This is a genomic window from Pseudomonas sp. W2Jun17, assembly GCF_023127795.1.
In the GTDB taxonomy this organism is placed as follows: domain Bacteria; phylum Pseudomonadota; class Gammaproteobacteria; order Pseudomonadales; family Pseudomonadaceae; genus Aquipseudomonas; species Aquipseudomonas synxantha_A.
The window spans coordinates 22,556-48,204 of the sequence record NZ_SPKO01000008.1; the positions used below are offsets into that span (position 1 = coordinate 22,556).

General features: G+C 60.1%; 22 protein-coding genes and 1 tRNA gene. 13 read left to right on the forward strand and 10 right to left on the reverse strand.

Annotated elements, in window-relative coordinates; translation table 11 throughout:
- The first annotated feature begins 11 nt into the window (after positions 1 to 11).
- Both E4O98_RS06815 and E4O98_RS06820 read left to right on the forward strand, forming a co-directional pair.
- Positions 12 to 1,118, forward strand: coding sequence for an efflux RND transporter periplasmic adaptor subunit (locus E4O98_RS06815; protein ID WP_248134512.1), 1,107 nt, complete (start codon positions 12 to 14; stop codon positions 1,116 to 1,118).
- Positions 1,119 to 1,135: 17 nt separating this feature from the next.
- Positions 1,136 to 4,279 (forward strand): CusA/CzcA family heavy metal efflux RND transporter, encoded by a 3,144-nt coding sequence (locus E4O98_RS06820; RefSeq protein WP_148853414.1) that lies wholly within the window; start codon positions 1,136 to 1,138, stop codon positions 4,277 to 4,279.
- Positions 4,280 to 4,353: 74 nt separating this feature from the next.
- Here E4O98_RS06820 and E4O98_RS06825 read toward each other — a convergent pair whose 3' ends face one another.
- The 3 genes from E4O98_RS06825 to E4O98_RS06835 form a co-directional block, all read right to left on the reverse strand.
- Positions 4,354 to 5,808: a heavy metal sensor histidine kinase gene (locus E4O98_RS06825; RefSeq protein ID WP_248134514.1), complete on the reverse strand. Its 1,455-nt coding sequence runs from the start codon at positions 5,806 to 5,808 to the stop codon at positions 4,354 to 4,356.
- Complete coding sequence (locus E4O98_RS06830) at positions 5,805 to 6,479, reverse strand: heavy metal response regulator transcription factor (protein WP_005784544.1); 675 nt, start codon at positions 6,477 to 6,479, stop codon at positions 5,805 to 5,807. The genes E4O98_RS06825 and E4O98_RS06830 overlap by 4 nt, the downstream gene beginning before the upstream one ends.
- 335 nt (positions 6,480 to 6,814) lie before the next feature.
- A complete protein-coding gene (locus tag E4O98_RS06835) occupies positions 6,815 to 8,134 on the reverse strand; it encodes an OprD family porin (RefSeq protein ID WP_228309313.1) in 1,320 nt (439 codons plus the stop codon).
- Positions 8,135 to 8,360: 226 nt separating this feature from the next.
- Between E4O98_RS06835 and E4O98_RS06840 the strand changes: the two genes are divergently transcribed.
- Positions 8,361 to 8,693, forward strand: a complete 333-nt coding sequence (locus E4O98_RS06840; RefSeq protein ID WP_248134516.1) for a DUF2790 domain-containing protein — start codon at positions 8,361 to 8,363, stop codon at positions 8,691 to 8,693.
- A gap of 96 nt (positions 8,694 to 8,789) precedes the next feature.
- Complete coding sequence (locus E4O98_RS06845) at positions 8,790 to 10,106, forward strand: PAS domain-containing methyl-accepting chemotaxis protein (protein WP_248134518.1); 1,317 nt, start codon at positions 8,790 to 8,792, stop codon at positions 10,104 to 10,106.
- Positions 10,107 to 10,259: 153 nt separating this feature from the next.
- On the opposite strand, the gene E4O98_RS06850 is transcribed toward E4O98_RS06845, so the two are convergent.
- A complete protein-coding gene (locus E4O98_RS06850) occupies positions 10,260 to 10,496 on the reverse strand; it encodes a hypothetical protein (protein ID WP_005784550.1) in 237 nt (78 codons plus the stop codon).
- A 446-nt stretch (positions 10,497 to 10,942) separates the two neighbouring features.
- Positions 10,943 to 11,752, reverse strand: a complete 810-nt coding sequence (locus E4O98_RS06855) for an AraC family transcriptional regulator (protein ID WP_032878033.1) — start codon at positions 11,750 to 11,752, stop codon at positions 10,943 to 10,945.
- Positions 11,753 to 11,914: 162 nt separating this feature from the next.
- Here E4O98_RS06855 and ddlA point away from each other — a divergent pair, with 162 nt between their 5' ends.
- Entirely contained in the window at positions 11,915 to 13,009 is a 1,095-nt protein-coding gene (ddlA, locus tag E4O98_RS06860) for a D-alanine--D-alanine ligase (protein ID WP_032878032.1), read from the forward strand.
- A 3-nt stretch (positions 13,010 to 13,012) separates the two neighbouring features.
- Here ddlA and E4O98_RS06865 read toward each other — a convergent pair whose 3' ends face one another.
- The 5 genes from E4O98_RS06865 to E4O98_RS06885 form a co-directional block, all read right to left on the reverse strand.
- Positions 13,013 to 13,729: a polyphenol oxidase family protein gene (locus tag E4O98_RS06865; protein ID WP_148853416.1), complete on the reverse strand. Its 717-nt coding sequence runs from the start codon at positions 13,727 to 13,729 to the stop codon at positions 13,013 to 13,015.
- Positions 13,730 to 13,756: 27 nt separating this feature from the next.
- On the reverse strand, positions 13,757 to 15,586 hold the full coding sequence (ggt, locus tag E4O98_RS06870; protein WP_050549354.1) for a gamma-glutamyltransferase: 1,830 nt from the start codon (positions 15,584 to 15,586) through the stop codon (positions 13,757 to 13,759).
- Positions 15,587 to 15,622: 36 nt separating this feature from the next.
- Positions 15,623 to 16,402 carry a PhzF family phenazine biosynthesis protein gene (locus E4O98_RS06875; RefSeq protein ID WP_032878029.1) on the reverse strand — a complete coding sequence of 260 codons (780 nt, stop codon included), beginning with the start codon at positions 16,400 to 16,402 and terminating at the stop codon, positions 15,623 to 15,625.
- Positions 16,403 to 16,529: 127 nt separating this feature from the next.
- A tRNA-Met gene (locus E4O98_RS06880) sits at positions 16,530 to 16,606 on the reverse strand.
- Between the two features lie 238 nt (positions 16,607 to 16,844).
- Positions 16,845 to 17,396, reverse strand: coding sequence for an RNA polymerase sigma factor (locus E4O98_RS06885; RefSeq protein WP_078820225.1), 552 nt, complete (start codon positions 17,394 to 17,396; stop codon positions 16,845 to 16,847).
- A 263-nt stretch (positions 17,397 to 17,659) separates the two neighbouring features.
- Here E4O98_RS06885 and E4O98_RS06890 point away from each other — a divergent pair, with 263 nt between their 5' ends.
- The 8 genes from E4O98_RS06890 to sctR are packed head-to-tail and all read left to right on the forward strand — an operon-like array spanning position 17,660 to position 25,642.
- Positions 17,660 to 18,724, forward strand: a complete 1,065-nt coding sequence (locus tag E4O98_RS06890) for a TyeA family type III secretion system gatekeeper subunit (RefSeq protein ID WP_078820226.1) — start codon at positions 17,660 to 17,662, stop codon at positions 18,722 to 18,724.
- The gene (gene sctV / locus E4O98_RS06895) at positions 18,721 to 20,814 is read left to right on the forward strand and encodes a type III secretion system export apparatus subunit SctV (RefSeq protein ID WP_032878025.1); all 2,094 of its coding nucleotides are present in this window, start codon (positions 18,721 to 18,723) and stop codon (positions 20,812 to 20,814) included. Before E4O98_RS06890 ends, sctV begins: the two co-directional genes overlap by 4 nt.
- 37 nt (positions 20,815 to 20,851) lie before the next feature.
- Positions 20,852 to 21,757 (forward strand): FHA domain-containing protein, encoded by a 906-nt coding sequence (locus E4O98_RS06900; protein WP_032881120.1) that lies wholly within the window; start codon positions 20,852 to 20,854, stop codon positions 21,755 to 21,757.
- Positions 21,754 to 23,112, forward strand: coding sequence for a FliI/YscN family ATPase (locus E4O98_RS06905; RefSeq protein WP_005784571.1), 1,359 nt, complete (start codon positions 21,754 to 21,756; stop codon positions 23,110 to 23,112). Before E4O98_RS06900 ends, E4O98_RS06905 begins: the two co-directional genes overlap by 4 nt.
- The gene (locus E4O98_RS06910) at positions 23,099 to 23,527 is read left to right on the forward strand and encodes a YscO family type III secretion system apparatus protein (protein WP_032878023.1); all 429 of its coding nucleotides are present in this window, start codon (positions 23,099 to 23,101) and stop codon (positions 23,525 to 23,527) included. Before E4O98_RS06905 ends, E4O98_RS06910 begins: the two co-directional genes overlap by 14 nt.
- On the forward strand, positions 23,524 to 23,982 hold the full coding sequence (locus E4O98_RS06915; RefSeq protein WP_078820228.1) for a type III secretion system HrpP C-terminal domain-containing protein: 459 nt from the start codon (positions 23,524 to 23,526) through the stop codon (positions 23,980 to 23,982). Before E4O98_RS06910 ends, E4O98_RS06915 begins: the two co-directional genes overlap by 4 nt.
- Positions 23,979 to 24,992, forward strand: coding sequence for a FliM/FliN family flagellar motor switch protein (locus E4O98_RS06920; RefSeq protein ID WP_032878020.1), 1,014 nt, complete (start codon positions 23,979 to 23,981; stop codon positions 24,990 to 24,992). The genes E4O98_RS06915 and E4O98_RS06920 overlap by 4 nt, the downstream gene beginning before the upstream one ends.
- Positions 24,989 to 25,642, forward strand: coding sequence for a type III secretion system export apparatus subunit SctR (gene sctR / locus E4O98_RS06925; RefSeq protein ID WP_078820229.1), 654 nt, complete (start codon positions 24,989 to 24,991; stop codon positions 25,640 to 25,642). The genes E4O98_RS06920 and sctR overlap by 4 nt, the downstream gene beginning before the upstream one ends.
- The last annotated feature ends 7 nt before the right edge of the window (positions 25,643 to 25,649 follow it).

Consider the following 25,649-nt stretch of genomic DNA (forward strand, 5'->3'; position numbering starts at 1 on the left):
GGAGTCCCCTGATGAACAAAAAACATGGCATGGCGCTCGCCGTCGCCTTGGGCCTGCTGCTATCGGGCTTGGCCCACGCCGAGGAAGAAGAAGGCAAACTTGAACTCACCGAGCAGCAGATCCAGGCCGCCGGTATTCAACTGGCCCAGGCGCAACCGCGCTCGATCAGCACGGTGCTGACGCTGCCCGGCGAGGTGCGTTTTGATGAAGACCGTACCTCCCACATCGTGCCCCGTGCTGCGGGCGTAGTGGAAGCGGTGAACGTCAATCTGGGCCAGTCGGTAAAAAAAGGCGAACTGTTGGCGGTGATCGCCAGCCAGCAGATTTCCGACCAGCGCAGTGAGTTGGCGGCCAGCCAGCTCCGGGTCGAACTGGCGCGTACCACCTTTGAGCGCGAGCGCCAGTTGTGGCAGGACAAAATCTCCGCCGAGCAGGATTACCTGCTAGCGCGGCAAACCCTGCAAGAGGCCGAAATCGCCCTGAACAATGCGCGGCAGAAGATGACCGCCCTCAGCGGCAGCGCAGTTCTGGCCGGTGGCAATCGCTATGAACTGCGGGCGCCGTTCGCCGGGGTGGTGGTGGAAAAACACCTGGGCGTGGGCGAGGTGGTCAGTGAAACCAGCAACGCATTCACGCTCTCGGACCTGTCTCAGGTGTGGGTCACCTTCGGTGTCTTTCCCAAGGACTTGAACAAGGTCCGTGTAGGCAAACCAGTAAAAGTCAGCTCGACGGAAATGGGCACCGAAGTGCTGGGCACCGTGGCGTATGTCGGCAACTTGCTCGGCGAGCAAACGCGTACCGCCACCGTGCGTGTGACGGTGCCCAACCCCGACGACGCCTGGCGTCCTGGTTTATTCGTGGCCGTGCAAGTCGCCACCGATACCTACCAGGCCAAGGTGACCGTGCCGCAAGCCGCCATCCAGACCGTCGAGGACAAGCCCTCGGTGTTCGTGCGCACTGCAGAAGGCTTTATCACCCGCCATCTTGAACTGGGCGTCAGTGAAAACGGCTACGTCGAAGTGCGTCAGGGCCTGGAGGCCGGTGCGCAAGTGGCGACGGCTGGCAGCTTCATCCTCAAGTCCGAACTGGGCAAAGGCTCGGCCGAACACGCCCATTGATCTGCGAGTGATTCCCCATGTTTGAGCGCCTTATCCAATTCGCCATCGAGCAGCGCATTATCGTGTTGCTGGCGGTGCTGTTGATGGCCGGTGTCGGCATCGCCAGCTATCAGAAACTGCCCATCGACGCGGTGCCCGATATCACCAACGTGCAGGTGCAGATCAACTCGGCGGCCGCCGGTTTTTCGCCGCTGGAAACCGAGCAGCGCATCACCTTTCCCATCGAAACCGCCATGGCCGGTCTGCCCGGCTTGCAACAGACACGTTCGCTGTCGCGTTCCGGTTTGTCCCAGGTCACGGTGATTTTCAAGGACGGCACCGACCTGTTTTTTGCCCGCCAACTGGTCAACGAGCGCCTGCAAGTGGCCCGAGGACAATTGCCCGATGGCATCGAAACCGCGATGGGGCCGATTTCCACCGGGCTTGGGGAAATTTTCCTGTGGACCGTGGAAGCTGAGGACGGTGCGCGCAAAGAGGACGGTACGCCTTACACCCCCACCGACCTGCGGGTGATCCAGGACTGGATCATCAAACCGCAGCTGCGCAATGTGCCGGGCGTGGCCGAGATCAATACCATCGGAGGCTTCGCCAAGGAGTATCAGATTGCGCCGGACCCCAAGCGCCTGGCCGCCTACAACCTGACGCTCAACGATCTGGTGACCGCTCTGGAGCGCAACAACGCCAATGTCGGCGCCGGTTATATCGAGCGCAGCGGCGAACAGTTGTTGATCCGCGCGCCGGGGCAAGTGGCGTCTATCGATGACATCGCCAACATTGTCATCACCACCTCGGACGGCACCCCGATTCGTGTGCGTAACGTGGCCCAGGTCGACATTGGCCGCGAGCTGCGCACCGGCGCCGCCACCGAAAACGGCCGCGAAGTAGTACTGGGCACCGTGTTCATGTTGATCGGTGAGAACAGCCGCAGCGTGTCCCAGGCAGTGGCGAAAAAGCTCGAGGAGATCAACCGTTCACTGCCCGAAGGCGTGGTGGCGGTCACCGTCTACGACCGCACCAACCTGGTGGAAAAAGCCATCGCCACCGTGAAGAAGAACCTCTTCGAAGGTGCGTTGCTGGTGGTGGCGGTGTTGTTCCTGTTCCTGGGCAATATTCGTGCGGCGCTGATCACGGCGATGGTGATTCCGCTGGCGATGCTCTTCACCTTCACCGGCATGTTCACCAACAAAGTCAGCGCCAACCTGATGAGTCTCGGTGCGCTGGACTTCGGCATTATCGTCGACGGTGCGGTGGTGATCGTCGAGAACGCCATCCGTCGTCTGGCCCATGCGCAGCAGCGTCACGGCCGCCTGCTGACCCGCAGTGAGCGCCTGCACGAAGTGTTCGCTGCTGCCAAAGAGGCGCGACGGGCGCTGATCTTCGGGCAACTGATCATCATGGTGGTGTACCTGCCGATCTTCGCTCTTACCGGGGTGGCCGGGAAGATGTTCCACCCGATGGCGTTCACGGTGGTGATTGCCTTGCTCGGCGCGATGATTCTGTCGGTGACCTTCGTACCGGCGGCGATTGCGTTGTTCGTCACCGGCAAGGTCAAGGAAGAAGAAAACTTCGTCATGCGCAGCGCACGCCGGGTGTATGACCCAGTGCTCAATTGGGTGATGACGCGCCGCCCCTTGGTATTTGGCCTGGCGCTGCTGACCATCGTCGTATCGGGCCTGGTCGCCAGCCGTATGGGCAGCGAATTTATCCCCAGCCTCAGCGAGGGCGACTTCGCCCAGCAGGCGCTGCGCGTACCTGGCACCAGCCTGACGCAATCGGTGCAGATGCAGCAGCAATTGGAAAAAACCTTGCTGGCCGAAGTGCCGGAAATCGAGCGGGTATTTGCGCGCACCGGTACGGCGGAAATCGCCTCCGACCCGATGCCGCCGAACATCTCCGACAGCTACGTGATGCTCAAACCCAAGGACCAATGGCCGGACCCGAGCAAGTCACGCGAGGCGATCATTGCCGACATCCAACGCGCCAGCGCGATTGTGCCGGGCAGCGTGTATGAGCTGTCGCAACCGATCCAGCTGCGCTTCAACGAGCTGATTTCCGGGGTGCGCAGCGATGTGGCGGTGAAGGTGTTTGGCGATGACATGGCGGTGCTCAACCAGACCGCCGCAGAGATTGCCGAGACCTTGCAGAAACTCGACGGTGCCTCGGAAGTGAAAGTGGAACAGACCTCCGGCCTGCCGGTTCTGACCATCAATATCGACCGCGACAAGGCCGCTCGCTTTGGCCTGAATGTGGGCGATGTGCAGGACACCATCGCTGTCGCCGTCGGTGGGCGTCAGGCCGGTACGTTGTACGAAGGTGATCGGCGTTTCGACATGGTCGTGCGCTTGTCCGACGCACTGCGCACAGACATCGAAGGCTTGTCACGGTTATTGATTCCGGTGCCGGCGCTGGCCGGTAGTACCTCGGGACAACTGGGCTTTATCGCCTTGTCCCAGGTCGCCAGCCTCGACCTGGTGCTGGGCCCCAACCAGATCAGTCGCGAGAATGGCAAGCGCCTGGTGATCGTCAGCGCCAACGTGCGTGGGCGTGATATCGGCTCGTTTGTCGAGGAAGCCGAAGCGGCCATTGCCACTCAGGTGAAAGTGCCCGCCGGTTACTGGACCACCTGGGGCGGGCAATTCGAGCAGTTGAAAGAAGCCTCCGAGCGCCTGCGTATCGTGGTGCCGGTGGCGTTGCTGCTGGTGTTCGGCCTGCTGTTCATGATGTTCAACAACCTCAAGGATGGCTTGCTGGTGTTCACCGGGATTCCGTTCGCGTTGACTGGTGGAATCATGGCGCTGTGGCTGCGGGATATTCCGCTATCGATTTCGGCAGGGGTGGGCTTTATCGCCTTGTCCGGTGTGGCGGTGCTGAACGGCCTGGTGATGATCGCCTTTATCCGCAACCTGCGCGAAGAAGGGCGCTCGTTAGCGGTGGCGATCCACGAAGGCGCGCTGACCCGCTTGCGCCCGGTGCTCATGACTGCGCTGGTGGCGTCCCTCGGGTTTATCCCCATGGCACTCGCCACCGGCACCGGCGCCGAAGTACAACGCCCGTTGGCGACGGTGGTGATTGGCGGGATTATTTCCTCGACCTTGCTGACGTTGCTGGTGCTACCAGCGTTGTACCAATGGGCTCATCGCCGTGAAGAAGAGGCCGAATAACAATCTTGAATGCACCACACAACCAATGTGGGAGGGGCGGTGCGACGATTCGACTTGCTCCCGATAGCGGCAGGTCAGTTGATACATGTGTTGACTGACACACTGCCATCGGGGGCGAGCCCCCTCCCACATGAGATCTCTGTTGTTTGCAAAGGAAACACCAGGCTAAACCGTGTGAAACGCCCAGGTTGGCTGGTGACATGAGCATGCCCCTGATGCAAATGCATGATCGATTTCACTATGGCCAACCCCAGCCCGTTGCCGCCTTCGGCGCGGGTACGACTGCTGTCGGCGCGGTAGAAACGTTCGAACAGGTGCGGCAGGTGGTGCGCGTCGATGCCTCGGCCGGGGTTGCCCACCGACAGCGACACGCTCTGGCCATAGGTTTCCACCAACAGCAGGATGCTCGAACCTTCTGGCGTATGGCGTATGGCATTGGAGAGCAAATTGGAAATCGCCCGCTGGATCATCAGACGATCCCCCGTCACCCAGGCCTCGCCGCGCAGGCTCAGGGTGACTTGCTTGTCTTCGGCACTCAGGGCAAACAGCTCCATCACTCGCTCGGCCTCTTGCCCCAGGGATACGTCGGTGAATGACGCCCGCGCCGCCGGATGGCTGACCTGGGCAAGGAACAGCATGTCGCTGACAATACGCCCCAGGCGTTCAAGCTCTTCGGTGCTGGATTCCAGCACCGCCTTGTATTCCTCCGGCGGGCGCTGGCGCGACAGGGTCAGTTGAGCCTTGCCCATCAGGTTGGTCAGCGGGGCGCGCAGTTCGTGGGCCAGGTCATCGGAGAATTGCGAGAGTTGCTGTACGCCCGCATCCAGGCGGTCGAGCATCACGTTGAAGCCTTGGGCCAGTTCCCCCAGTTCGTGGGGCAAATTGTCGACGGACAAACGGTGTGTCAGGTCCTGGGTGGTGACCTTCGCCGCCACCTGGCTGAATTGCTTCAACGGCGCCAAGCCGCGTTGTACCAACCACCAGGCACCCATGCCGATCAGTATCAACAGCAGCGGCAGCGCAACCAGCGTGGCGCGCAGATAGGCGCTGAGCAGTGCCTGGTCGTCTCTGCGGTCCAGGGACAGCAGCACCCGCACGCGTTCACCGCTGGCCAGGCGCATCAGGCTGGAGGCGCTGAGCACCTGGTTGCCGTCGCTGTCGGTCCAGTTCAGGTAGCCGAGGGTTTCCCGCGGTTTGAAGTCGGTGAGCAACGGCGATTGGGGCTTGGCGCCGATGTTCAGTAACACGCGGGTGTCGGGCGCGGTGCCGACGATAGTCAGGTAGAAATTGTCGTGGCCGATGACCAGGTCCAGCAGCGCATGGGGACGAGCGCGAATGGCCTGGGCGTCGAGCCCCAGGGACAGGCTGTGCTGGAGCTGCTCCATCTTGCTTTCCAGGCCCTTGCGCGCCAGTTTTTCCAGTTCATGGGTGAGGGCCAGGTAGGCCAGGGTGGCCAGCAGCAAGACCAGGCCCGCGCCCATCAGGCTGACGGTCAAACCCAGGCGCATCGACAGGCTGCCGGTTTTCATGGACGCGCCTCCAGCACGTAGCCGACGCCGCGAATGGTGTGGATCAGCTTGACCTCGCTCTGGTCGTCGACCTTGGCGCGCAGGCGGCTGATGGAGACTTCCACCACATTGGTGTCGCAGTCGAAATTCATGTCCCATACCAGCGAAATAATCTGCGTGCGGGTCAGCACTTCACCGCTCTGGCGCATCAGCACCTGCAGCAGGGCGAATTCCTTGGTGGTCAAGTCGATGCGCCGAGTGCCGCGATAGGCGCGGTGGCGACGCGGGTCCAGTTCCAGGTCCGAGACGCGGAACACTTCCGGCTGGGGGATGTGTTCGCTGCGCCGCAACAGGGTGCGCACCCGCGCCAGCAGCTCGGGGAACTCGAACGGCTTGACCAGGTAATCGTCGGCGCCCATGTCCAGGCCCTTGATCTTGTCCGCCAGCCTGCCGCGGGCCGTGAGCATCATCACCCGCTGGTTGCCGTTGCGGCGCAGTTGTTCCAGCACTTGCCAGCCATCCTTGCCCGGCAGGTTGACGTCCAGAATCACCAACTCGTAGGCATGCTGCTCGGCCAGGTGCAGGCCATCAATGCCATTGGCGGCGCAGTCGGCCACGTAGCCGCTTTCGTTCAAACCCTGTCGCAAATAGTCAGCGGTTTTTTGCTCGTCCTCAATCACAAGGATACGCATGGGGGTTACCTCTTGAATGATGGAGAGAAGGCGCCCATGTCCTTATGGCGGCTGTTATCAAAGTGGGAAAAGTCTGAAGGCTAAAGTAGCTTTAGGGTCAACTGCGACCATCGGTCGCATAGCCCGGCGCACAAAAAAAACGCCCCAAGCGGGGCGTTAAAAATTCATCTCTTTCCAAAGGAGCTACACAAAAGCTTCAGAGATGAACGTGCTCGGTAAATAAGTTGGCGCGAGTATAGAAAGTTGAAACTAACGAGAAGCTGAGGCCAATATTACAATTTTGATAACCGGCTATTTGTGAACAGATGTTAGTTAATCGCGAGCGAATGTAAGTGTCACAAAATGGCCAGTGGATATTCGGCGATCAAGCGAACTTCTTCCAGATCGGACTCAAAGGCGCTGGAGCGCACGGTGGCCTGGCGCAAGCGCAGGGACAAATCCTTGAAACGCCCACTTTGCACCACGTACTTGGCCTCGATATCCCGTTCCCAACGGCGTTGATCGGTCAGCGGGTTACCCGCCGCATCGCGACGCATGTACACGGCGTTGGCGTTGCTGTAGTCGGCGCCGGTGCCCTTGCCGTAGCGGGTCATGAACGACAGGCCCGGGATGCCGAACGCCTGCATGTCCAGGTCGTAGCGCACCATCCATGAGCGCTCCTTGGGCGAATTGAAGTCGCTGTACTGGATCGAGTTGTTGAGGAAGATCGAATCAGACTGGCGCAGGTAGTCGAAGTCATCGTCGCCATTGTTGCGCTGGTGCGACACGGCCACGCTATGGGCGCCGACCTTGACCCCAAGCCTGGCGCTCCAGATGCTGTTGTCGAATTCGCCGAGCCGTTTGCGGCCTTCGTCCACGGCCTTGTAGTAGTTGAAATCGCCGAACAGTGACACGTCGTCGGTCAGCGCATAGTTGGCGTTGCTGCCCAGGTAGTACTGATCCCAGGCGTCCTTCAAGCGGCTGCTGTAGAGGCTAAAGCCCAGATGGCTGTTGAGCTGGTAGTCACCACCGAAGTAGGCGATCCAGGGCGAGTCGACCTTGCCTGCATAGAAGGTGGCAAAGCCTTTGTTCATGCCGCTTTCACTAGGCTGGCTCATGCCGCTCAGGCGCCCGCCTTGCAGGCTCAAGCCTTCCAGGCTGGTGTTTTGCAGGGTGACGCCGCGAAAGCTCTCGGGCAACAGGCGAGAGTCGCCGTAGGCCACCACCGGGGTGAGTGGGAACACGTCGCCGGCCTTGATCACCGTGTCCAGCACGCGCAGTTTTGCCGCGCCGCCGATTTTGCTGTAGCTGTTTTCCGGCTGGTTGTCGCTGTTCACCGGCAGCACGCCGAACGAGCCTTTGCCGCCGCTGCGGCCGCTGCCCGAGTCAAGCGTAAGGCCGTACATGGCGAACGCGTCCAGACCAAAACCCACGGTGCCCTGGGTAAAACCGGATTCGAATTTGCCTATAAAACCTTGGGCCCAGGCTTCGGAGTAACCATTGCCAGTGGGGCTGGACTGGCCTTTGCGGTCATCGCGGTTGAAGTAGAAATTGCGTGCCAGCACGTTGATGCGGCTGCCCTCGATAAAACCCTCGGGTGTGTCTTGCACCGCCACAGCGGTCAGGGGCAACGCGGCCATCAATGAAAAGGGAAGGGTGTAATGACGAATGCTCATGATGCGCTCCTCGGTGATGGCAGTTATCAGCTTCTTATAGAGGCGGGCGTTCTTATTGATCTGGCCCTGGCTGATAGTTGCAAACGACGGATAACAGCTGCATGGCGCGAAGATTACAATTCTGGAAACTAACGGCCATCTAACAAATAAGTAATGTTCTGGTGAACCTGGCGTCAGGGTGGGTTGGTTAATCTCGACACTGAACTTTTCAGTCGAGGAAACCGCAATGAACTTTTATAAAGCAGGTGTGGCTGTATTAACGGCTGTGTTGTCATTTGGCGCACTGGCCGAAGGGGGCGGGGATCGCACCTTTGCCCTGATGATGGAGCGCAATGAGAAAGCCATGGCCGCCTACGCGATCAAAAAAGGCAAGCCGGTGCCCGAGGTTCAGGCTTACCGCTATGGCATGGACCTGGACATTGCCAAGGTCGTCAACGTGACGCCGCCGATCCGCTCGTGCAACGTCGTGCCGTCGCGCATGACCTATGAAGACTCCAGCGGCAAGCTCAATACCCTGGAATATCAGGTCATGGGCGTATGCCGTAACAATGGCGGTTGAAAATATAGTTCGGCCCAGGGCTCAAGCGCTCTTCAGAAAACCCCGGCAGCGCCGATGCAAGTTAGAACACCCACCTCACTTGCCTAACGGTGCCCCATGTTCAATACCGGCCTGAAGCAGGAGCTGACCGCTCTGCGCGAAGAATTGTCGAGCTTGCTCCAGGTGAAAGAGAGCCTGGAAAACGAAATGCTCTGCCTGACACTGGACCCTGAAGGCCGTGTGGAGTGGGCCAATGCCAACTTCCTGCAGGAACTGGCTTACTCGCTGGGCGAGATTGTCGGGCGCGCGATCGAAGACCTGGTGCCGGCACATGTGCGCCAGGACGAGTTCCAACTGCGCTTCAAGCACGCGCTGGCCCGCGGGGAACACTTTGCCGGCGCCGTGCGCCTGATGCGTGGCAATGGCAAAGAAGCCTGGTTGCGCTCAATCTTGCAGCCGGTGCGCAGTTCACAGGGGCATATCAAGCATTTTTCGATGTTCTCCAGCGACCTCACCCGCACCATCGAGAGTTCGCGTGAGCATGAAAACCTGATCACCGCGCTGATGCGTTCCACCGCGTTGATCGAGTTCGACCTGGACGGAAACGTGCTCACCGCCAATGACCGCTTCCTCAGCAGCATGGGTTACAGCCTGGCGCAGATCGAAGGTAAACATCACCGTATGTTCTGTGAGCCACAGGAATACAACAGCGCCGAGTACCAGCAGTTCTGGAAGCGCTTGAACGCCGGTGAGTTCGTGGCGGCGCGCTTCAAGCGCGTGGACAGCCACGGTCGCCTGGTGTGGTTGGAAGCCACCTATAACCCTGTGCTGGACGCCAACGAACGGCTGTACAAAGTGGTCAAGTTCGCCACGGTGATCACCGAGCAGGTCAACCGCGAGCAGGCGGTGGCCGAGGCCGCCAACATTGCCTACAGCACCTCCTTGCAAACCGACGACAGCGCCCAGCGCGGCACCACCGTGGTCACCCAGGCGGTGGACGTGATGCGCGACCTGGCCCAACACATGCAACAGGCCGGCGAAGGTATCGAGGCGCTGAACGCTCAGTCCCAGGTGATCGGCAGCATCGTCAAGACCATCAGTGGCATTGCCGAGCAGACCAACCTGCTGGCGCTCAACGCCGCCATCGAAGCCGCGCGTGCCGGTGAGCAGGGGCGTGGCTTTGCGGTGGTGGCCGATGAAGTGCGGCAACTGGCTTCACGCACCAGCAAAGCCACCGAGGAAATCGTCGGCGTAGTGCGCCAGAACCAGGACATGGCCCGCGATGCGGTTGCGCTGATGGCCGACGGTCGCCTGCAAGCCGAGCAAGGCCTGGCCCTGGCAGCCGAGGCGGGTACGGTGATTGTGGAAATTCAGGACGGTGCGCAAAAAGTGGTGAGCGCGGTCGGGCAGTTTGCCAATCAGTTGTCGAGCTAAAGAGCACGTTCGGACACCAAACTCGATTTTGGCGACAACAGAACCCAAATGTGGGAGCTGGCTTGCCTGCGATAGCATCACCTCGGTGTACCTGATGTACCGAGGTGTTTGCATCGCAGGCAAGCCAGCTCCCACATGAGTTTTGTCGTGTTTTCAGGTGCGCGGCATGCACTCGATGGTGCGGTTTAGCACGGTCTTGGCCATCTCCAGCAAATGCCACGCGGCATGGATTCTGGCGCGGTCATGGGGTTGCAGGTGATCGCAACAGTCCCACACGGTGGCAGAGGCGCTGTTGATCAGGTGTGAGATATAGAGTTGAGCGTCTTCGAAGCTGAGGTCTTCGTTGACGACGAGGCAGTCCATGGGTGGATCGGGAAGTGCTTTGGTCATGGTGTAACTCCTATTAACTCAAAGGAGCCGACCCGTCGCGACTAAACGTTGGGTGGCGGCTGTACGCAGGTTAGTCGACCGGCAAATAGGCAAAGTCCGGCGCACCCGAGGGCGCCCTGCGCACAGCCACCATAAAACCTCATGGAGAACCATGCGCCTATTAAATCCGAGCGACTAAACCCGATCACTGAAAAGGCAGTGACGGACCGAAGACTAGCCATCGATTCCAACAGGCACAAGGCGGCAGGGATTGTCTCGGAAACGTCCTGCAATTTAAAGGGACACAGCTTGCTGGCCCTTTACAAACCATGACCAAATGCCAGCAACACCACCTCATCCAACTGTGGGAGCTGGCTTGCCTGCGATAGCGGTGTGCCTGATACACCGAGGTGTCTGCATCGCAGGCAAGCCAGCTCCCACAGTTTGAACGTATTCCAACCCAGCACTCAGCGTCCGAGCATCTTTACCCAACGCGACGGCGGCATGCCGTAGGTGCTGCGAAATTGCCGGGTCATGTGGCTTTGGTCGGTGAAGCCGGCGGTCATTGCGGCATCCACCAGAGATTGGCCCTGGGCCAACAAGTGACGCACCAGGTCCAGCCTGCGCATGGTCAGGTAGCGGTAGGGGCTGGTGCCGAACAACAAGCGAAAATCCCGCGATAACGCCCAGCGGTCGCGGTCGGCATGGTCGGCTATTTCATCCAGGGTGATGCTGCGGCCCAGGGCGCTGTGGATAAATTCACGGGCGCGTTCGGCGGCCACGTAGTCGAAGGATTTACGGCTGACGACGGCACCGGATGCCTCGCTCAGGGCCTGGGCCAGGTCGAACATGGCGTCTTGCTCTTGCATCGGGTCAATCGGGCAATCCAAGCTTTGCAGCAGCACTTCGCTGGCGCGGTGCAGCCGAGGGTCGGTGGACAGGCCGCCGGGAATGAAAGGCAAGGGTTTGCCGCCGAGGATCTGCTGGATTAGCGCCGGCTCCACATAAATCATCCGGTACTTGAAGCCTTCATCGCTGCCGGCACGGCCGTCGTGGGTTTCGTCCGGGTGAATCACCATGGTGGTGCCAGGCATGCTGTGGGTCATGCCACCGCGATAATGAAAACTCTGCACGCCGAACAACGTGCGCCCGATGGCGTAGGTGTCATGGCGATGGGGGTCGAATGCGAAACCGGCAAAGTACGCCTCGATACGGTCCAGGCCACTGGCGTGCGGCGCGCGGTGCAGCCAGTCGAGGGAGTGGGTGGGTTTGCCCATGGTGACTTGTCACAGAAGGAGGTGGGAACACGTTAACCGAGTCTGCCACGGTTGTCTGTCTGGGGTCTTGTACGATTGTGCAGGCGTCGGGTGGTGCAGATTGCTAGCGGATCGCTGACCGCCCGTGTTAAGAAGCCTTACTTTCAACAGTGAGGCCAGGTCATGAGCAAGGTGCGGGTAGGTATTATTTTTGGTGGCCGTTCGGCTGAGCATGAGGTCTCGCTGCAATCGGCGCGCAACATCGTCGATGCCCTCGACCGTTCGCGCTACGAACCCATCCTGATCGGTATCGACAAGGCCGGTCACTGGCACCTCAACGACACGTCGAACTTCCTGATCAACCAGGAAAACCCGGCCCTGATCGCCCTCAACCAATCCAACCGCGAATTGGCGGTGGTGCCCGGCAAGGCCAGCCAGCAGGTGGTGGAAACCTCCGGGCAGGGCCTGCTGGAACATATTGATGTGATCTTCCCGATTGTCCACGGCACCCTTGGCGAAGACGGTTGCCTGCAAGGTTTGCTGCGTATGGCCGACTTGCCTTTCGTCGGCTCCGACGTGCTCGGCTCGGCCGTGTGCATGGACAAAGACATCAGCAAGCGCCTGCTGCGTGACGCCGGTATTGCCGTCACGCCGTTCATCACCCTCACCCGTGGCAACGCGGCGCGCACTTCCTTTGAAGCGGCGGCGAACAAGCTCGGCGTGCCGATGTTCGTCAAGCCCGCCAACCAGGGCTCCTCAGTGGGCGTGAGCAAAGTCGGCAGCGAAGCCGAGTACCACGCTGCGGTTGAGCTGGCGTTGGGTTTTGATGAAAAAGTGCTGGTGGAGTCCGCCGTCCAGGGCCGTGAAATCGAATGCGCCGTGTTGGGCAATGACCACCCAATCGCCAGCGGTTGTGGTGAGATCGTGGTGAGCGACGGTTTTTATTCCTACGACAGCAAATACATCGACGATCAGGCCGCCCAAGTGGTGGTGCCTGCGGCTATCAGCCGTGAAGCCAGCGAACGAATTCGCAGCTTGGCCATTGAAGCCTTTGAGGTGTTGGGTTGCGCAGGGCTGGCGCGGGTGGATGTGTTCCTGACGAATGAGGGCGAAGTCCTGATCAACGAGATCAACTCACTGCCTGGTTTTACCCGCATCAGCATGTACCCCAAGCTTTGGCAGGCGGCGGGCATGAGCTACAGCGAGTTGGTGAGCCGGTTGATCGAATTGGCGCTGGAGCGACATGCGCGGCGCAAGGGGTTGAAGAGCAATCGCTGATCGTTAGCGTTTACGAGCAATCCACGAATAGATCAATGTCTTCGGCTCCTCCAAGTGATGCGTCCTCCTGCGATAGCTGGCAAACGTCGGCGACGTGCAATAAGTGCACACGTCACTCACCTCGATCTGCTCGCGCTTGACCCCCGCCGCTTGCAGCAACAGCAGCCCATACCCGCTCAAGTCAAACCAGGCACTTCCCGCTTGCCTGGCGTGGGGCGGTGTAATGTGCGGAGCTTGTAGCGGTGTCGGTTGCTCAATGCTCCAGGGTGCCTGGCTGTCCTCCCATAGGTGGCCTTGATCCGCTTGGAACTGGGCAATGAACGTTTCACTCACCTCATAGCAGCAAGGCTTGATCGACGGCCCAATTGCCACCCGCAACTGGTCCGCGCTAATGCCTTCATCAATAAAACGCTGCACGGCATTGCCGATAATCCCGCGTTGCAGGCCCTTCCAGCCGCCATGAATGGCGGCCACTAAATCACCGCCTGCGATCAGGATGGGCAAACAGTCGGCCGTGATGACCGCAATTGGCTGCCGGCTCCGGGTGAACACCCCGTCCGCCTCAACCGTATTAGTCACTTGGCCCGACTGCCATTCAATCACCGACGCGCTGTGCACCTGCTTGCAAATGAACACATCATCAGGTCGCAGCGGGTCATCAATCGAACAAAAACCGTGATCGACGCCGGGTAGGGCGCCGAGGTTGTGGGCTGTGTGCACCGTGCATTCTCCGTTGATCAAAACCCCTTAGTCACCCAGCGCCTCGCCTTCACGCCGAGGGTCGGCGCCGCCGCTCAGCGACACCTTGCCCTGGGCATCCCGCGTGCGCACGATGGCCTGTACGCCGCTGGTCATATCGATCTCGCTCAGGGCATGGCCCTTGTCCTTGAGCGCTTGTTTGAGCGCAGGGCTGAACAGGCCGGTTTCCAACTCAGTTGCGCCATTGCGGCTGCCGAAATTCGGCAGGCTGATGGCCGCTTGCGGGTCGAGCTTCCAGTCGAGCATGGCCACCAGGGATTTGCTCACGTACTCGATGATCTGCGAACCGCCCGGGGAGCCCACGGTGGCCAGCAACTCACCACTGTTGCGATCGAACACCAGGGTTGGAGCCATGGCCGAGCGCGGGCGCTTGCCGGGTTGCACGCGGTTGGCCACAGGCTGGCCGTTTTCTTCGGGGATGAACGAGAAATCGGTCATCTGGTTGTTGAGCAAAAAGCCCTGGACCATCACGTGGGAGCCGAACGCCGCTTCCACGGTGGTGGTCATCGACACCGCGCCACCCTGGTCGTCCACCGCCACCACTTGCGAGGTGGAGATGCGCAGCGGCGAGCGATCCGGTGCATACGCCACTTGAACGCCCTCCGGTTGGCCAGGCTTGGCGACCCCCATGCTGCGCTCGCCGATCAGCGCGGCGCGCCGGGTCAGGTAGTTGGGTGCAACAAGGCCGGCAACCGGCACGGGGGTGAAGTCTGCATCGGCCACATACAGGGCGCGATCGGCAAAGGCCAGGCGCCCGGCTTCGGCGATCAGGTGCACGGCCTCGGGTGTCGGTTCAAGCCCGGCCGGCGAAGTACTCTTGTTCGGGGTCATCGGCGCGATCGCCAGGCGCGGGTCGCGGGTCTGCAGCGCCTGCAAGGTGCCAAGGATCTGCGCCACGGCAATCCCGCCAGAGGAGGGCGGCGGCATCCCGCAGATTTTCCATTGTTTGTAGTCGGTGCACAGTGGGGCGCGCTCCTTGGCGCTGTAGCCCTTGAGGTCGGCTACGGACAAGCTGCCGGCATTGTGATTGCCCTGCACCTTGCGTGCGATCTCATCGGCAATCGCCCCGTGGTACAGCGCATCCGGCCCTTCCTTGGCGATGCGCTTGAATACCGCGGCCAGCGCCGGGTTTTTCAACAGCGTGCCGGTGGCTTTGGGCGAGCCATCGGCATTCAGGAAGTACGCCGCCATCTCGGGCGATTGCACAATAAAGCGATCCGCCGCGATCAAGCTATGCAAGCGCGGTGAAATGGCAAAGCCCTGCTCCGACAGGCGGATCGCCGGCTCGAACAGCTTGGCCCATTGCAGATGGCCGCTCTTCTTGTGCGCCATTTCCAGTGCGCGTAATACACCCGGCGTGCCGACAGAGCGCCCGCCAATTTGCGCATCGGTGAACGCCATCGGCGTGCCGTCGGCCTTCAGGAACAAGCGCTCGGTCGCCCCCGCCGGTGCGGTCTCGCGGCCATCGTAGGCCTGCACGTTTTTGCCATCCCATAGCATGATGAACGCACCGCCACCAATGCCGGAAGACTGTGGCTCTACCAGGGTCAGCACCGCTTGCATCGCAATCGCCGCGTCGATGGCCGAACCGCCTTGGCGCAACATCTCGCGTCCGGCTTCGGCAGCCAACGGGTTGGCAGCGGCGGCCATATGGTGCTCGGCGTGGCGGGTACTCAGGTCAGTGCGATAGCCCGAACCCAACTCCGGTGCCGGTGGTTGTTCGGTGACAGACGTGTGGCAGGCCGCAAGGGCCAGGGCTGCTGCGATGACCGTCAGCTGACGGCGGGAAGTCAAAAGCACGCGCTGAACTCCGTTCATTTTGAGAATGATCTGTTGTCCTTCGGGAATTGCGTTTTACAGATAAATCGTGCCTTGCATATACAGCACCGCCTTGCCGGAGATAATCACGCGGTCGCCCTTGAGTTCACAGCGCAACTGGCCCTTGCGCTGGCCGCCTTGCTCGGCGGTCATCTGCAACTTGCCCAGGCGCTCGGCCCAGAACGTTGCCAGCGAGGTGTGCGCCGAGCCGGTGACCGGGTCTTCATTGACCCCCACATTCGGGCCGAACCAGCGTGAGACAAAATCAAACTGTGTGCTTTTGGCGGTGACTGCAATCCCACGTTTGGGCAGGCCCTTGAGCCGTGCGAAATCCGGTGTCAGTGCCGCCACCTGCGCTTCATTTTCCACCAGCACGATGTAGTCATCGGTGCCAAACACCTCAGCAGTTTCAATGCCCAGTGCGCTCAACATTCCGGCCGGTGGCTCGCAGCGTTGCGGCTGTTTGGCTGGGAAATCCATCGCCAGTTCATCGCCATTGCGCGTCACCCGCAACTCGCCGCTACGCGTTGCAAAGCGCAGCACTTGCGGCGCATCGGCCAGCATATGAATCAATACCCAGGCCGCCGCCAAGGTGGCATGGCCGCACAGGTCTACCTCGACTTCGGGGGTGAGCCAGCGCAGCTCGTAGAACTCGCCACGGGGTACAAAAAACGCGGTTTCCGAGAGGTTGTTTTCAGCCGCGATACTCTGCAGTTGCTCGTCGGGCAACCATTCGGTGAGCGGGCACACCGCCGCCGGGTTGCCGCCGAAGGGGTGTTGGCTGAAAGCGTCGACTTGGTAGATGTCCAGTTTCATCGGGGCACTCCGCATTTTAGGGAGGCTGGACACTAACAGTGGGGGTGGGGGGCGTCAAAATACAGTTGGGGAGTTTTTTACGCGCACAAAAAAACGGCCTACCTTTCGGTAAGCCGTTTTTAGTACTTGGTGGCTACACAGGGACTTGAACCCCGGACCCCAGCATTATGAATGCTATGCTCTAACCAACTGAGCTATGTAGCCAAGTGGCGCGCATTATTCGCTCGGAACGGCAATGCGTCAAGTCTTTTTGTTGAGTTTTTTTCTACGCTTTCAACCGTTTAACCGAAAACGCTGCTTTGGGTGACAGGCGGCAGGGAGGCTCGCTGGCGGATGCGCTCTGTAGCGGGGGGCAGATGCAGAGCATTGGCGTCTATCAGGCCAAGTCTGACAGTGTTGGGCAGATATCCCTGTCGCCCAACGCTTGCCCGGCTAATTCAGCTTAGCGATGCAGGGGGGTGTGGGTCACGCGCTTGAGCTGTTCGCGTGCCCGTGACAGGCGCGAGCGCACGGTGCCGATAGGGATGTCCAGTACGTCGGCGGTGTCCTGATAGCTACCGTCGGTTTCCAGTGAAGCGTACAGCGTCTTGCGCATCTCGGTCGGCAAGTGATCGATAGCGCTCAGGGTATTTTCCAGGCGCCGGTTGATCTCAAACTCCCAATCCAGACTGTGGGTGTCTTCCTGGCCATGCCACAGCGACTCATCGAATTCGCAATGTGCGGGTTTGGCGTACAGGCGCCGAAAGTGATTGCGGATCAGGTTCTGCGCGATGCCACACATCCAGGTGCTGAGCGTTGCGGTGCCGCTGAAACGTTCGCGATTACGCCAGGCTTCCAGGTAGGTCAATTGCAAAAGATCATCCGCATCTTCCGGGTTAAGCACGCGTTTATGAATAAAGCGGCGAAGCTTTTTCTGTTGATCGTCTGTCAGATGAAGCATGAATTGAGGCGAATTGCCACCAAGGTGAACTAAGGCTTCAATAGGAATATTCATGATTTTTTCCTTAAGGTAGACGCAGTCGAAACGTATCGACAGGAACCCGATTGCACTGCTTGTGCCAAACAGAAAAAATCACGTAACTACTTAATTTATATATATAAATATCTTGAATTGATGCTTTTTTACGCAGGCTTTTGCACGTGAGGATTAGAGGTCCGTGCAAGTATTTTCAAACGTGCCGTCGTCTCGAATTTCAATGGAACCGTATGGGTAGGCTTTGCCACACAGAGACACACTCTTCCTGAACTGGCCTGTCCATGAAAGTCGAATCGCGCAACGATGTGCCAACGGTCCAACGCCTGGATCAACCTGTTATCAGCAATACTGCCGTGCCTGCGCCTGCGAAGGGTGTTGATGAACTGGCCCAACTGTTCAATCAGGAAGTAGAGCTCAATAAACTTCCGCTGGCCCAGCGGCAGATGGCCCAGCGCGTGCCTGCTGCGGAACAACTGGTGCAGCTTTATGACCAGTTGGGGCATCCGGCCCAGGCGAGCATGGCCTCGGTTTCTCGCCGCATCAGGATGCAGTTACTGCAAAACGCCAGCGTCGACAAATTGCTCGACCTCACAGGCGGCGACCCGGCGCGTGCGTTCGTGGTCCTCAAGCACGTGGCAGGCCAGGCGGACGCTGAACTGCGTAAATCCGAGGCTGCCTTGGCCCGTGCAGCCATTGCCAAATTCGAGGCGCGTTTCAAGGGAGAAATCCAGGCTGGCCTGAACATTGCCGTAGCATTGCAAGCAGCCGGCGCGGACCCGCAGGAACGCCAGGCGCTCCGCGCGCTCTACTATGCCAGCGTGGTCACGCGCCAATCGCTGGCGACCATGATGCAAGCCCTGCTGGGCGTATACGGCGGCGAGCGCTTCTATGAAGGGCTCAATGTGATGCGTAAAGCCTTGGCAGACGATATCGCGGCCCGGGTGTCATCGATGCCCACCCCACTGTTGCGTTCTGTGCTGCTGGGCCTGCGAAGTTGCGGGCAGTTGGGCACCGTATTGGCCGATTGCCTGGCGTTCAACCTGCGACTGGGCATCGATCATGACGCCGTTTCCCTGCTGCAGCGCCTGCTTGGATACGCCGATAGCGGCATCGCCGCCGATGAAATCCTGCGGTTGGGGAATGAGATGGGGAGTGGATCACCCTCCAGGCAACTGGCCGCTCTCAACGCGCTTTACCCTCTTATCCGGCAGTTACCGTTGGCCTTATGGTCTGACAGTAGAGTCCGCGAGGAAACCTTGTTCAGGTTTGTAGCGGTGATGGACGAGCTGAACCGGATCGACGGTGGTACCCAGCGTTTTCCTGAGTTGGCCGGGGTTATGACGTGACCCTGCTGTCGACCATCAACGGCTTGCTGCTCAAAGTGGCACAGCGCGCAGAAGTGCTGGGCGCCGTGGTGGTCATGGCCATTGTCTTTATCTTTATCGTGCCACTGCCGACCTGGCTGGTAGATATTCTGATTGCGCTCAATATCTGCATATCTTGCCTGTTGATCGTACTGGCGCTTTATCTACCAGGCCCTCTGGCGTTCTCATCGTTCCCATCGATCCTGTTGCTGACCACCATGTTTCGTTTGGCGCTGTCGATTGCGACCACGCGCTTGATCCTGCTGGAACAGGACGCCGGTGACATCGTCGAGGCCTTCGGCAATTTCGTGGTGGGGGGAAACCTGGCGGTAGGGATGGTGATCTTTCTGATCCTGACCCTGGTCAACTTCCTGGTGATCACCAAGGGCTCGGAGCGGGTCGCCGAGGTGGCGGCGCGGTTCAGCCTGGATGCGATGCCGGGCAAACAGATGTCTATCGATAGCGATCTGCGTGCAGGGCTGATTGACGGCATGCAAGCGAGGGACAAGCGTGAGCAGTTGTCGCGTGAGAGCCAACTGTTCGGGGCCATGGATGGGGCCATGAAGTTCGTCAAGGGCGACGCTATCGCCGGCTTGATCATCGTCGTGGTCAACCTGTTGGGCGGCTTCTCCACAGGAATGTTCCAGCACGGCTTGAGCGCAGGCGATTCGATGGCGTTGTATTCGGTACTGACGATCGGCGATGGCCTGATTGCACAGATTCCGGCGCTGCTGATCTCTTTGACTGCGGGCATGATCATCACCCGTGTTGCGCCGGATGGACGCAAAGGCGTCAGTAACATGGGCGTCGAAATTGCCCGGCAAATGACCAGCGAGCCCAAGAGTTGGGTGATTGCCTCGGTGGGAATGCTTGCGTTTGCCGCGGTCCCTGGCATGCCTACCCTGGTATTTATCCTGATCGCGCTGATCACCGGCAGCGTGGGTTACTACCTGGTGCGCCAGCGTCAACACCAGGCAGGGCCTTCCAACGAGGCCGCCGAAGTCGTTCGCCCTGAAGAGAACGGTAAAGAGGACTTGCGCGGCTTTGACCCGTCGCGCCCTTACCTGTTGCAGTTTTCCCCTGTTCTGCGTGGCACGCCTGAAGTGACGAATCTGATTCACGGGATTCGCCAGGCGCGAAATTCGCTGGTCGCCAATATTGGCCTGACATTGCCGCCGTTCGAAGTCGAGCTCGATGACTCCCTGGCTCCCGATGAGATGCGCTTTTGTGTGCATGAAGTTCCCATGGTCAGGGCGTCAGTGGTCAATCATATGGCCGTTGAGCGCATGGCGCTTGAGGTTGAGCCAGAGCACGCCATCGCCGGGTTGGCTGAGCGCGATGAACAGGATTGGCTCTGGTTGGCCCCTGACGATCCGCTGCTTGATGATCCGCAACTGGAGCGCTTCACCGCCACGAGCCTGATCCTGGAGCGTATGCGCAAGGCGATGATGCTCAGCGGGCCACAGTTCCTGGGGATTCAGGAGAGCAAGTCGATCCTGAGTTGGCTTGAGCATAATCAGCCGGAACTGGTGCAGGAACTGCAGCGCATCATGCCGCTGTCGCGTTTTTCTGCGGTGTTGCAGCGCCTGGCCAGTGAAGGTGTCCCCCTGCGGGCGGTGCGCCTGATTGTCGAATCGCTGATCGAGTACGGACAGCATGAGCGTGAGCCGGAAGCCCTGGCCGACTATGCACGCATTGCTCTCAAGGCGCAGATCTATCACCAGTACAGCGAGGCCGACGGCCTGCACGCCTGGCTGTTGTCTGCGCAAAGCGAAAACATCCTGCGCGAAGCCCTGCGCCAAACCCAGACCGGGGTGTTCTTTGCGTTGGACCAGGATCACAGCGCGGCGTTTATCAACCTGCTCAATCAGGCCTTTACCTTGAGGGCCAAGAGCAAAAGCGTGATGTTGGTGGCGCAGGACTTGCGCAGCCCCTTGCGGACTCTATTGCTCGAAGAGTTCAACCATGTACCGGTGCTGTCTTTCGCTGAGTTGGGGAGCGCATCCAAGGTCAAGGTGTTGGGGCGCATTGACCTCGGTCAGGAAGCATTGATGCGTGGCGCAGCGGCATGATTTCGCAGCCATGGACAGTACGAAGGAGGGCTCGATGATGTATGAGTTACGCGTGCTTGATGGGCTGCGCCAGGGCGCTGCGTTGCCGTTGTTCGGCGAGCGATGGAGCATCGGTGCCCAGCCGGACGCTGACCTGGTGCTGAGCGATCCAGGGGTCGCCGAGCATCATGCCCTGCTGCAGTTTTGCGACGTTAACTGGTCGGTGCAGGCCCAGGCGCAGTTGGTGTACGGGGCTGATGGCCAGGCCCTGGCGCAGATCCCGAGCCTGGCGTTGAACGTGCCCTTTCTGGTGGGTAGCGTGAGATTGTGCGTCGCCTTGGCAGATCATCCATGGCCTGAGCCTGTGCCTGAGGCCCCGGTATCTGCGGCATTGCCATCACCGGAACAACCTGTGCAGACACTGCCGTTATCGTCGATATCACCCTCGCAGCAAAAGCGGTTGATCAGCCTGATGCTGGTGGTGGCGGTAGTCATCGCAGTGGTGGGCATGGTTTCGACAGGGGAGCATGACGCGCAGGCTTCCCTGATGCCATCGGTGATTGGCAAACACGAATTGGCCTCACCGTTTGATGTGCGTCAGCAGTTGTTGAAAATGCTCGGCGAGCGTGAGCTGAGCCAACGGATCGACCTGCAAGTCATCAACGGTCAAGTCGTGCTCAACGGCGATGTTTCCCAGGACGATGTGGAGCTGGTGTCGCGGATGCTCAGCCGCTTTGGTGAGCAATTCGACAGTATGGTGCCGGTGATCAGTCGTGTACGTGTGCGAGATGACGCCTTGCCGTTCAGGATCGTGCAAATTGTCGGCGGACCTAACGGTCATGTGGTTCTGGAAGAGGGTAGCCGGCTCTTTTTGGGGGATCAGGTGGACGGCTTGCGCCTGGTGCTGATCGACAACAGCAAAGTGGTTTTTGATGGCGCACAGCGTTACGAGGTGCACTGGTGAGTACCTCCGAGCAAGCGCGTCTGGACGCCTGGCAGCAACGCCAGGCCCAGGCGCTCGGCAGCTTTGCGCCGGTGTCCATGCGCGGGCGAATCCAGCGCGTCAACGGCATGCTGCTGCAGTGCCGGCTGCCTCAGGCGCGTATCGGTGATTTGTGCCAGGTGGAAAAAGGTCCGGGTGACTGCATGCTCGCTGAAATCATTGGTTTTGATCAGCAGGATGCGGTGCTCAGTGCCCTTGGGAACCTGGAAGGCGTGCGCGTGGGGGCGCCTGTCGAGCGCCTGGGCGTGTCGCATAGAGTGCAAGTCAGCGAGGCGCTCCTGGGCCAGGTTCTGGACGGTTTCGGAAGGCCGATTACGGGCCAGGGTGCCAGCGCATTTGTCGAATCCGAACTGCCGGATACCAGCCCGGTGTTATGTGAAGCGCCCTTGCCCACCGAGCGGCCGCGTATCAACCGTGCGTTGGCCACCGGGGTGCGGTCCATCGATGGATTGATGACGCTCGGTGAAGGCCAGCGTGTCGGTCTGTTCGCTGGGGCCGGTTGTGGCAAAACCACCTTGTTGGCCGAGATCGCCCGTAACGTCGAATGCGATGTCATCGTGTTCGGCTTGATCGGCGAGCGGGGGCGCGAGCTGCGTGAGTTTCTCGACCATGAACTCGATGAGCAACTGCGCTCTAAAGCGGTACTGGTGTGTGCCACGTCTGATCGCTCCAGCATGGAGCGTGCCCGCGCCGCTTTTACCGCCACGGCACTGGCTGAAGGTTTTCGGCGCAAGGGCCAGCGGGTGTTGCTGCTGATCGATTCCCTGACCCGTTTCGCCAGGGCCCAGCGTGAAATCGGCCTGGCTGCCGGCGAACCCCTGGGGCGCGGAGGCCTGCCGCCTTCGGTGTACAGCTTGCTGCCGCGCTTGGTGGAGCGCGCCGGGTTGACCCGTGACGGCGTGATCACAGCGATCTACACAGTGCTGATTGAGCAGGACTCCATGAACGATCCGGTGGCCGATGAAGTACGTTCATTGCTCGACGGCCATATCGTGCTGTCGCGCAAATTGGCTGAGCGTGGGCACTATCCGGCGGTGGATGTGTTGGCGAGCCTTTCACGAATATTGAGCAACGTTGCGGCGCCAGAGGATATTCAGGCGGGCACGGCGTTGCGACGGTTGTTATCGGCGTACCAGCAGATCGAGTTGATGCTCAAGCTGGGCGAGTACCAGCCTGGCAGCGATGCGTTGACGGACCTGGCCGTGAACAGTCGCCAGGCGGTGGACGGTTTCCTGCGCCAGGATTTGCGTGAGCCGACACCGATGGCCGTCACGCTGGAGCAACTCAAGGAGCTGACGACCTATGTCCCCTTCTGATGTGCTGCACGGTGAAGTGCAGATGCTGCGTTGCCTGCGCAGGCACAGGGCTGATCGTGCCGAACGTGCCCTGCGTGAGGCCAAGCGTGCGCAGCAGGCCCTGCTCGCGCATATCCAGCAGGCCCAGGATGCACTTGAACACACTCGGCAGGAGCAAGCCCGGCAAAGTGCTGAGTTGCTCAGTCAGCACCAGGGCCAGCTCTTGACCTTGGCGGGCCTGAAATCCTGGAACGCACAGGAGCGCTCCTTATCCGCCAGTACCCAGCGCGAAGAGGGGCAGCTTGAGGCGCTGCGCAACCAACGGCAAGAAAAGGAACACCACGTTGGCAGTGCCCAGAGGCAAGCCACCGAATGCCTGCGGCAGGTGGAAAAGTTACAGGAGCTATCACTTTTGCTTGCACAGGAGCCGACATGACCCAGGTTGCGAATAAACCCACCGAACGACCCCCCCTGCGTGAGCCCCGCGAAGAGCGTGACTCGGGAGCAGCGGGCATGGTTGCGTGGGAACAAGGGCGACTGTTTACGCGGTTGTTTGCGGGTGATGGGGAGGGCGCAGGGACGAGCGCCTCCTTGTCGCGAAAAAAATCTGCGGCCGGTATTGCCATGATCGAGGCGCTGGCCGAACAACTGACGCCTCGTGTGTTGGCCGGTTCGCAGTGGCCGTTGCAGGCAGTGTTGTACTTGCCACGCCTGGGACGGATCAACGCCAGCGTGCGCCGAGAGCAGAGCGGCTGGGCCATTGAATTGGAAGCGGAACACGACGCCACGGCCCGCTGGCTCAGCGGCGTACGGCAACAGTGTGAGGACCGTTTTACGCAAGCGCTGGGTCTGCCGGTCAGCCTGCTTCTGCCAAGCGTCGGCAACCCATGATCGTACCGCTACTGACATTACCTTCGATCAAGAGCGACGGGGTTGCCGCGCGCCGCCAGCTGGGCCGCGGCCTGTACCTGCCGTTCCATGTTGCGGGTCAGGCCGGTGAATTGCGGCTTGAGCCTGGACGTGCGCCTGTTGGCGGTGACGTGGTGTGCTTCGACACGCAGTGCGGTGTGCTGGCGCTCGCTAAGGCGGGGCCGTTGCTTAGCCTGCTGGGTGAATGTCCGGTGACCCTTGCAGGGGCCGACAACGAACCGGATTCCTGGTTCTGGACGTTGTTTCAGTATTACCTGAGCCCCGAAGTGCGAGCGCTGTTGGGTTATGTGCGATTGCTACACACCGGGCGACCAAAAGGCTTTGGCTGTCGCCTCACCGTGACCCTGGGGGCATCGTGGGTTGAGGGTTATGTGTGGTTGAGCCCCGAAAGCTTTTTGGCGTTGTACGAGGCGGGGGCCTGGCGGGCCACGGCTGCGCCGCTGCCGTTGTCGTTTCAACTGGCAATTGCCGTGACCCTTGGGCGGTTGCGGTTACCGATTGTACAGGCCGGCAGTCTGCGAGCTGGCGATGTGCTGGTGCTTGAACAGACCTTTTTCCAGGCCCGGGGCAGCGGCTATGTGTCGGTCGGCAGAGAGCGCCTGCATGGCGGCATTGACGATGACACCGGGTGGTTACGTTTCACTCTTACTTCTATCGAGGACGTGTCTGTGGACGAAGATTTAGATGTACCTCATCACTCGGGGCATGAAGACGATGAACCCGTAATGGACGTATTCGGCCCCGAGCCGTTCGATGAATTGAGCATGACGCTGAGCGTACGCTGCGGAACACTGAACCTGACCCTGGGGGAGTTGCGTAACCTCGTGCCCGGCTCGGTACTGGGCATTACCGGCTTTGCCCCAGGCATGGCGGGTCTGTTTTATGGCGATCGGCCCATCGGCCAGGGGCAGTTGGTGGAAGTTGACGGGCGCCTTGGGTTGCAGTTGTCCCGAGTGGTGTTCGGTCGATGATACTTCAAGGGCTGGACCCGATCGTCCTGGCGATATTTCTGGGCGCGCTGTCGTTGATGCCCATGCTGTTGGTGGTCTGCACAGCCTTCTTGAAAATCGTGATTGTGCTGATGATTACCCGCAATGCCATCGGCGTACAGCAAGTACCTCCGAGCATGGCCATCAACGGAATCGCTCTGGCGGCTACCTTGTTCATCATGGCGCCGGTGGGGTACGAAATCGCCGAGAATATCAAGGCGTCGCCTCTGGACATGAGCAACGTGCAAACGTTTCTGCATACCGGCAATGAGGCCATCAACCCCTTGCGTGCATTCATGTTGCGTAATGTGGACCCGGATGTGCTGACCCATCTGCTGGACAATACCGCACGTCTGTGGCCTGCGAAAATGGCTCAGGAGGTACAGCGTGAGGATCTTATCCTGCTGATCCCGGCCTTTGTGCTTTCGCAATTGCAGGCGGGGTTCGAGATCGGTTTCCTGATCTACATTCCCTTCATTGTGATCGACCTTATTGTTTCCAACCTGTTGCTGGCGTTGGGTATGCAGATGGTCTCGCCGATGACCATTTCCCTGCCGCTCAAGCTGCTGCTGTTTGTGCTGGTGTCTGGCTGGTCGCGGTTGCTCGACAGTCTGTTCCTTTCCTATCTCTGAGTGGCGT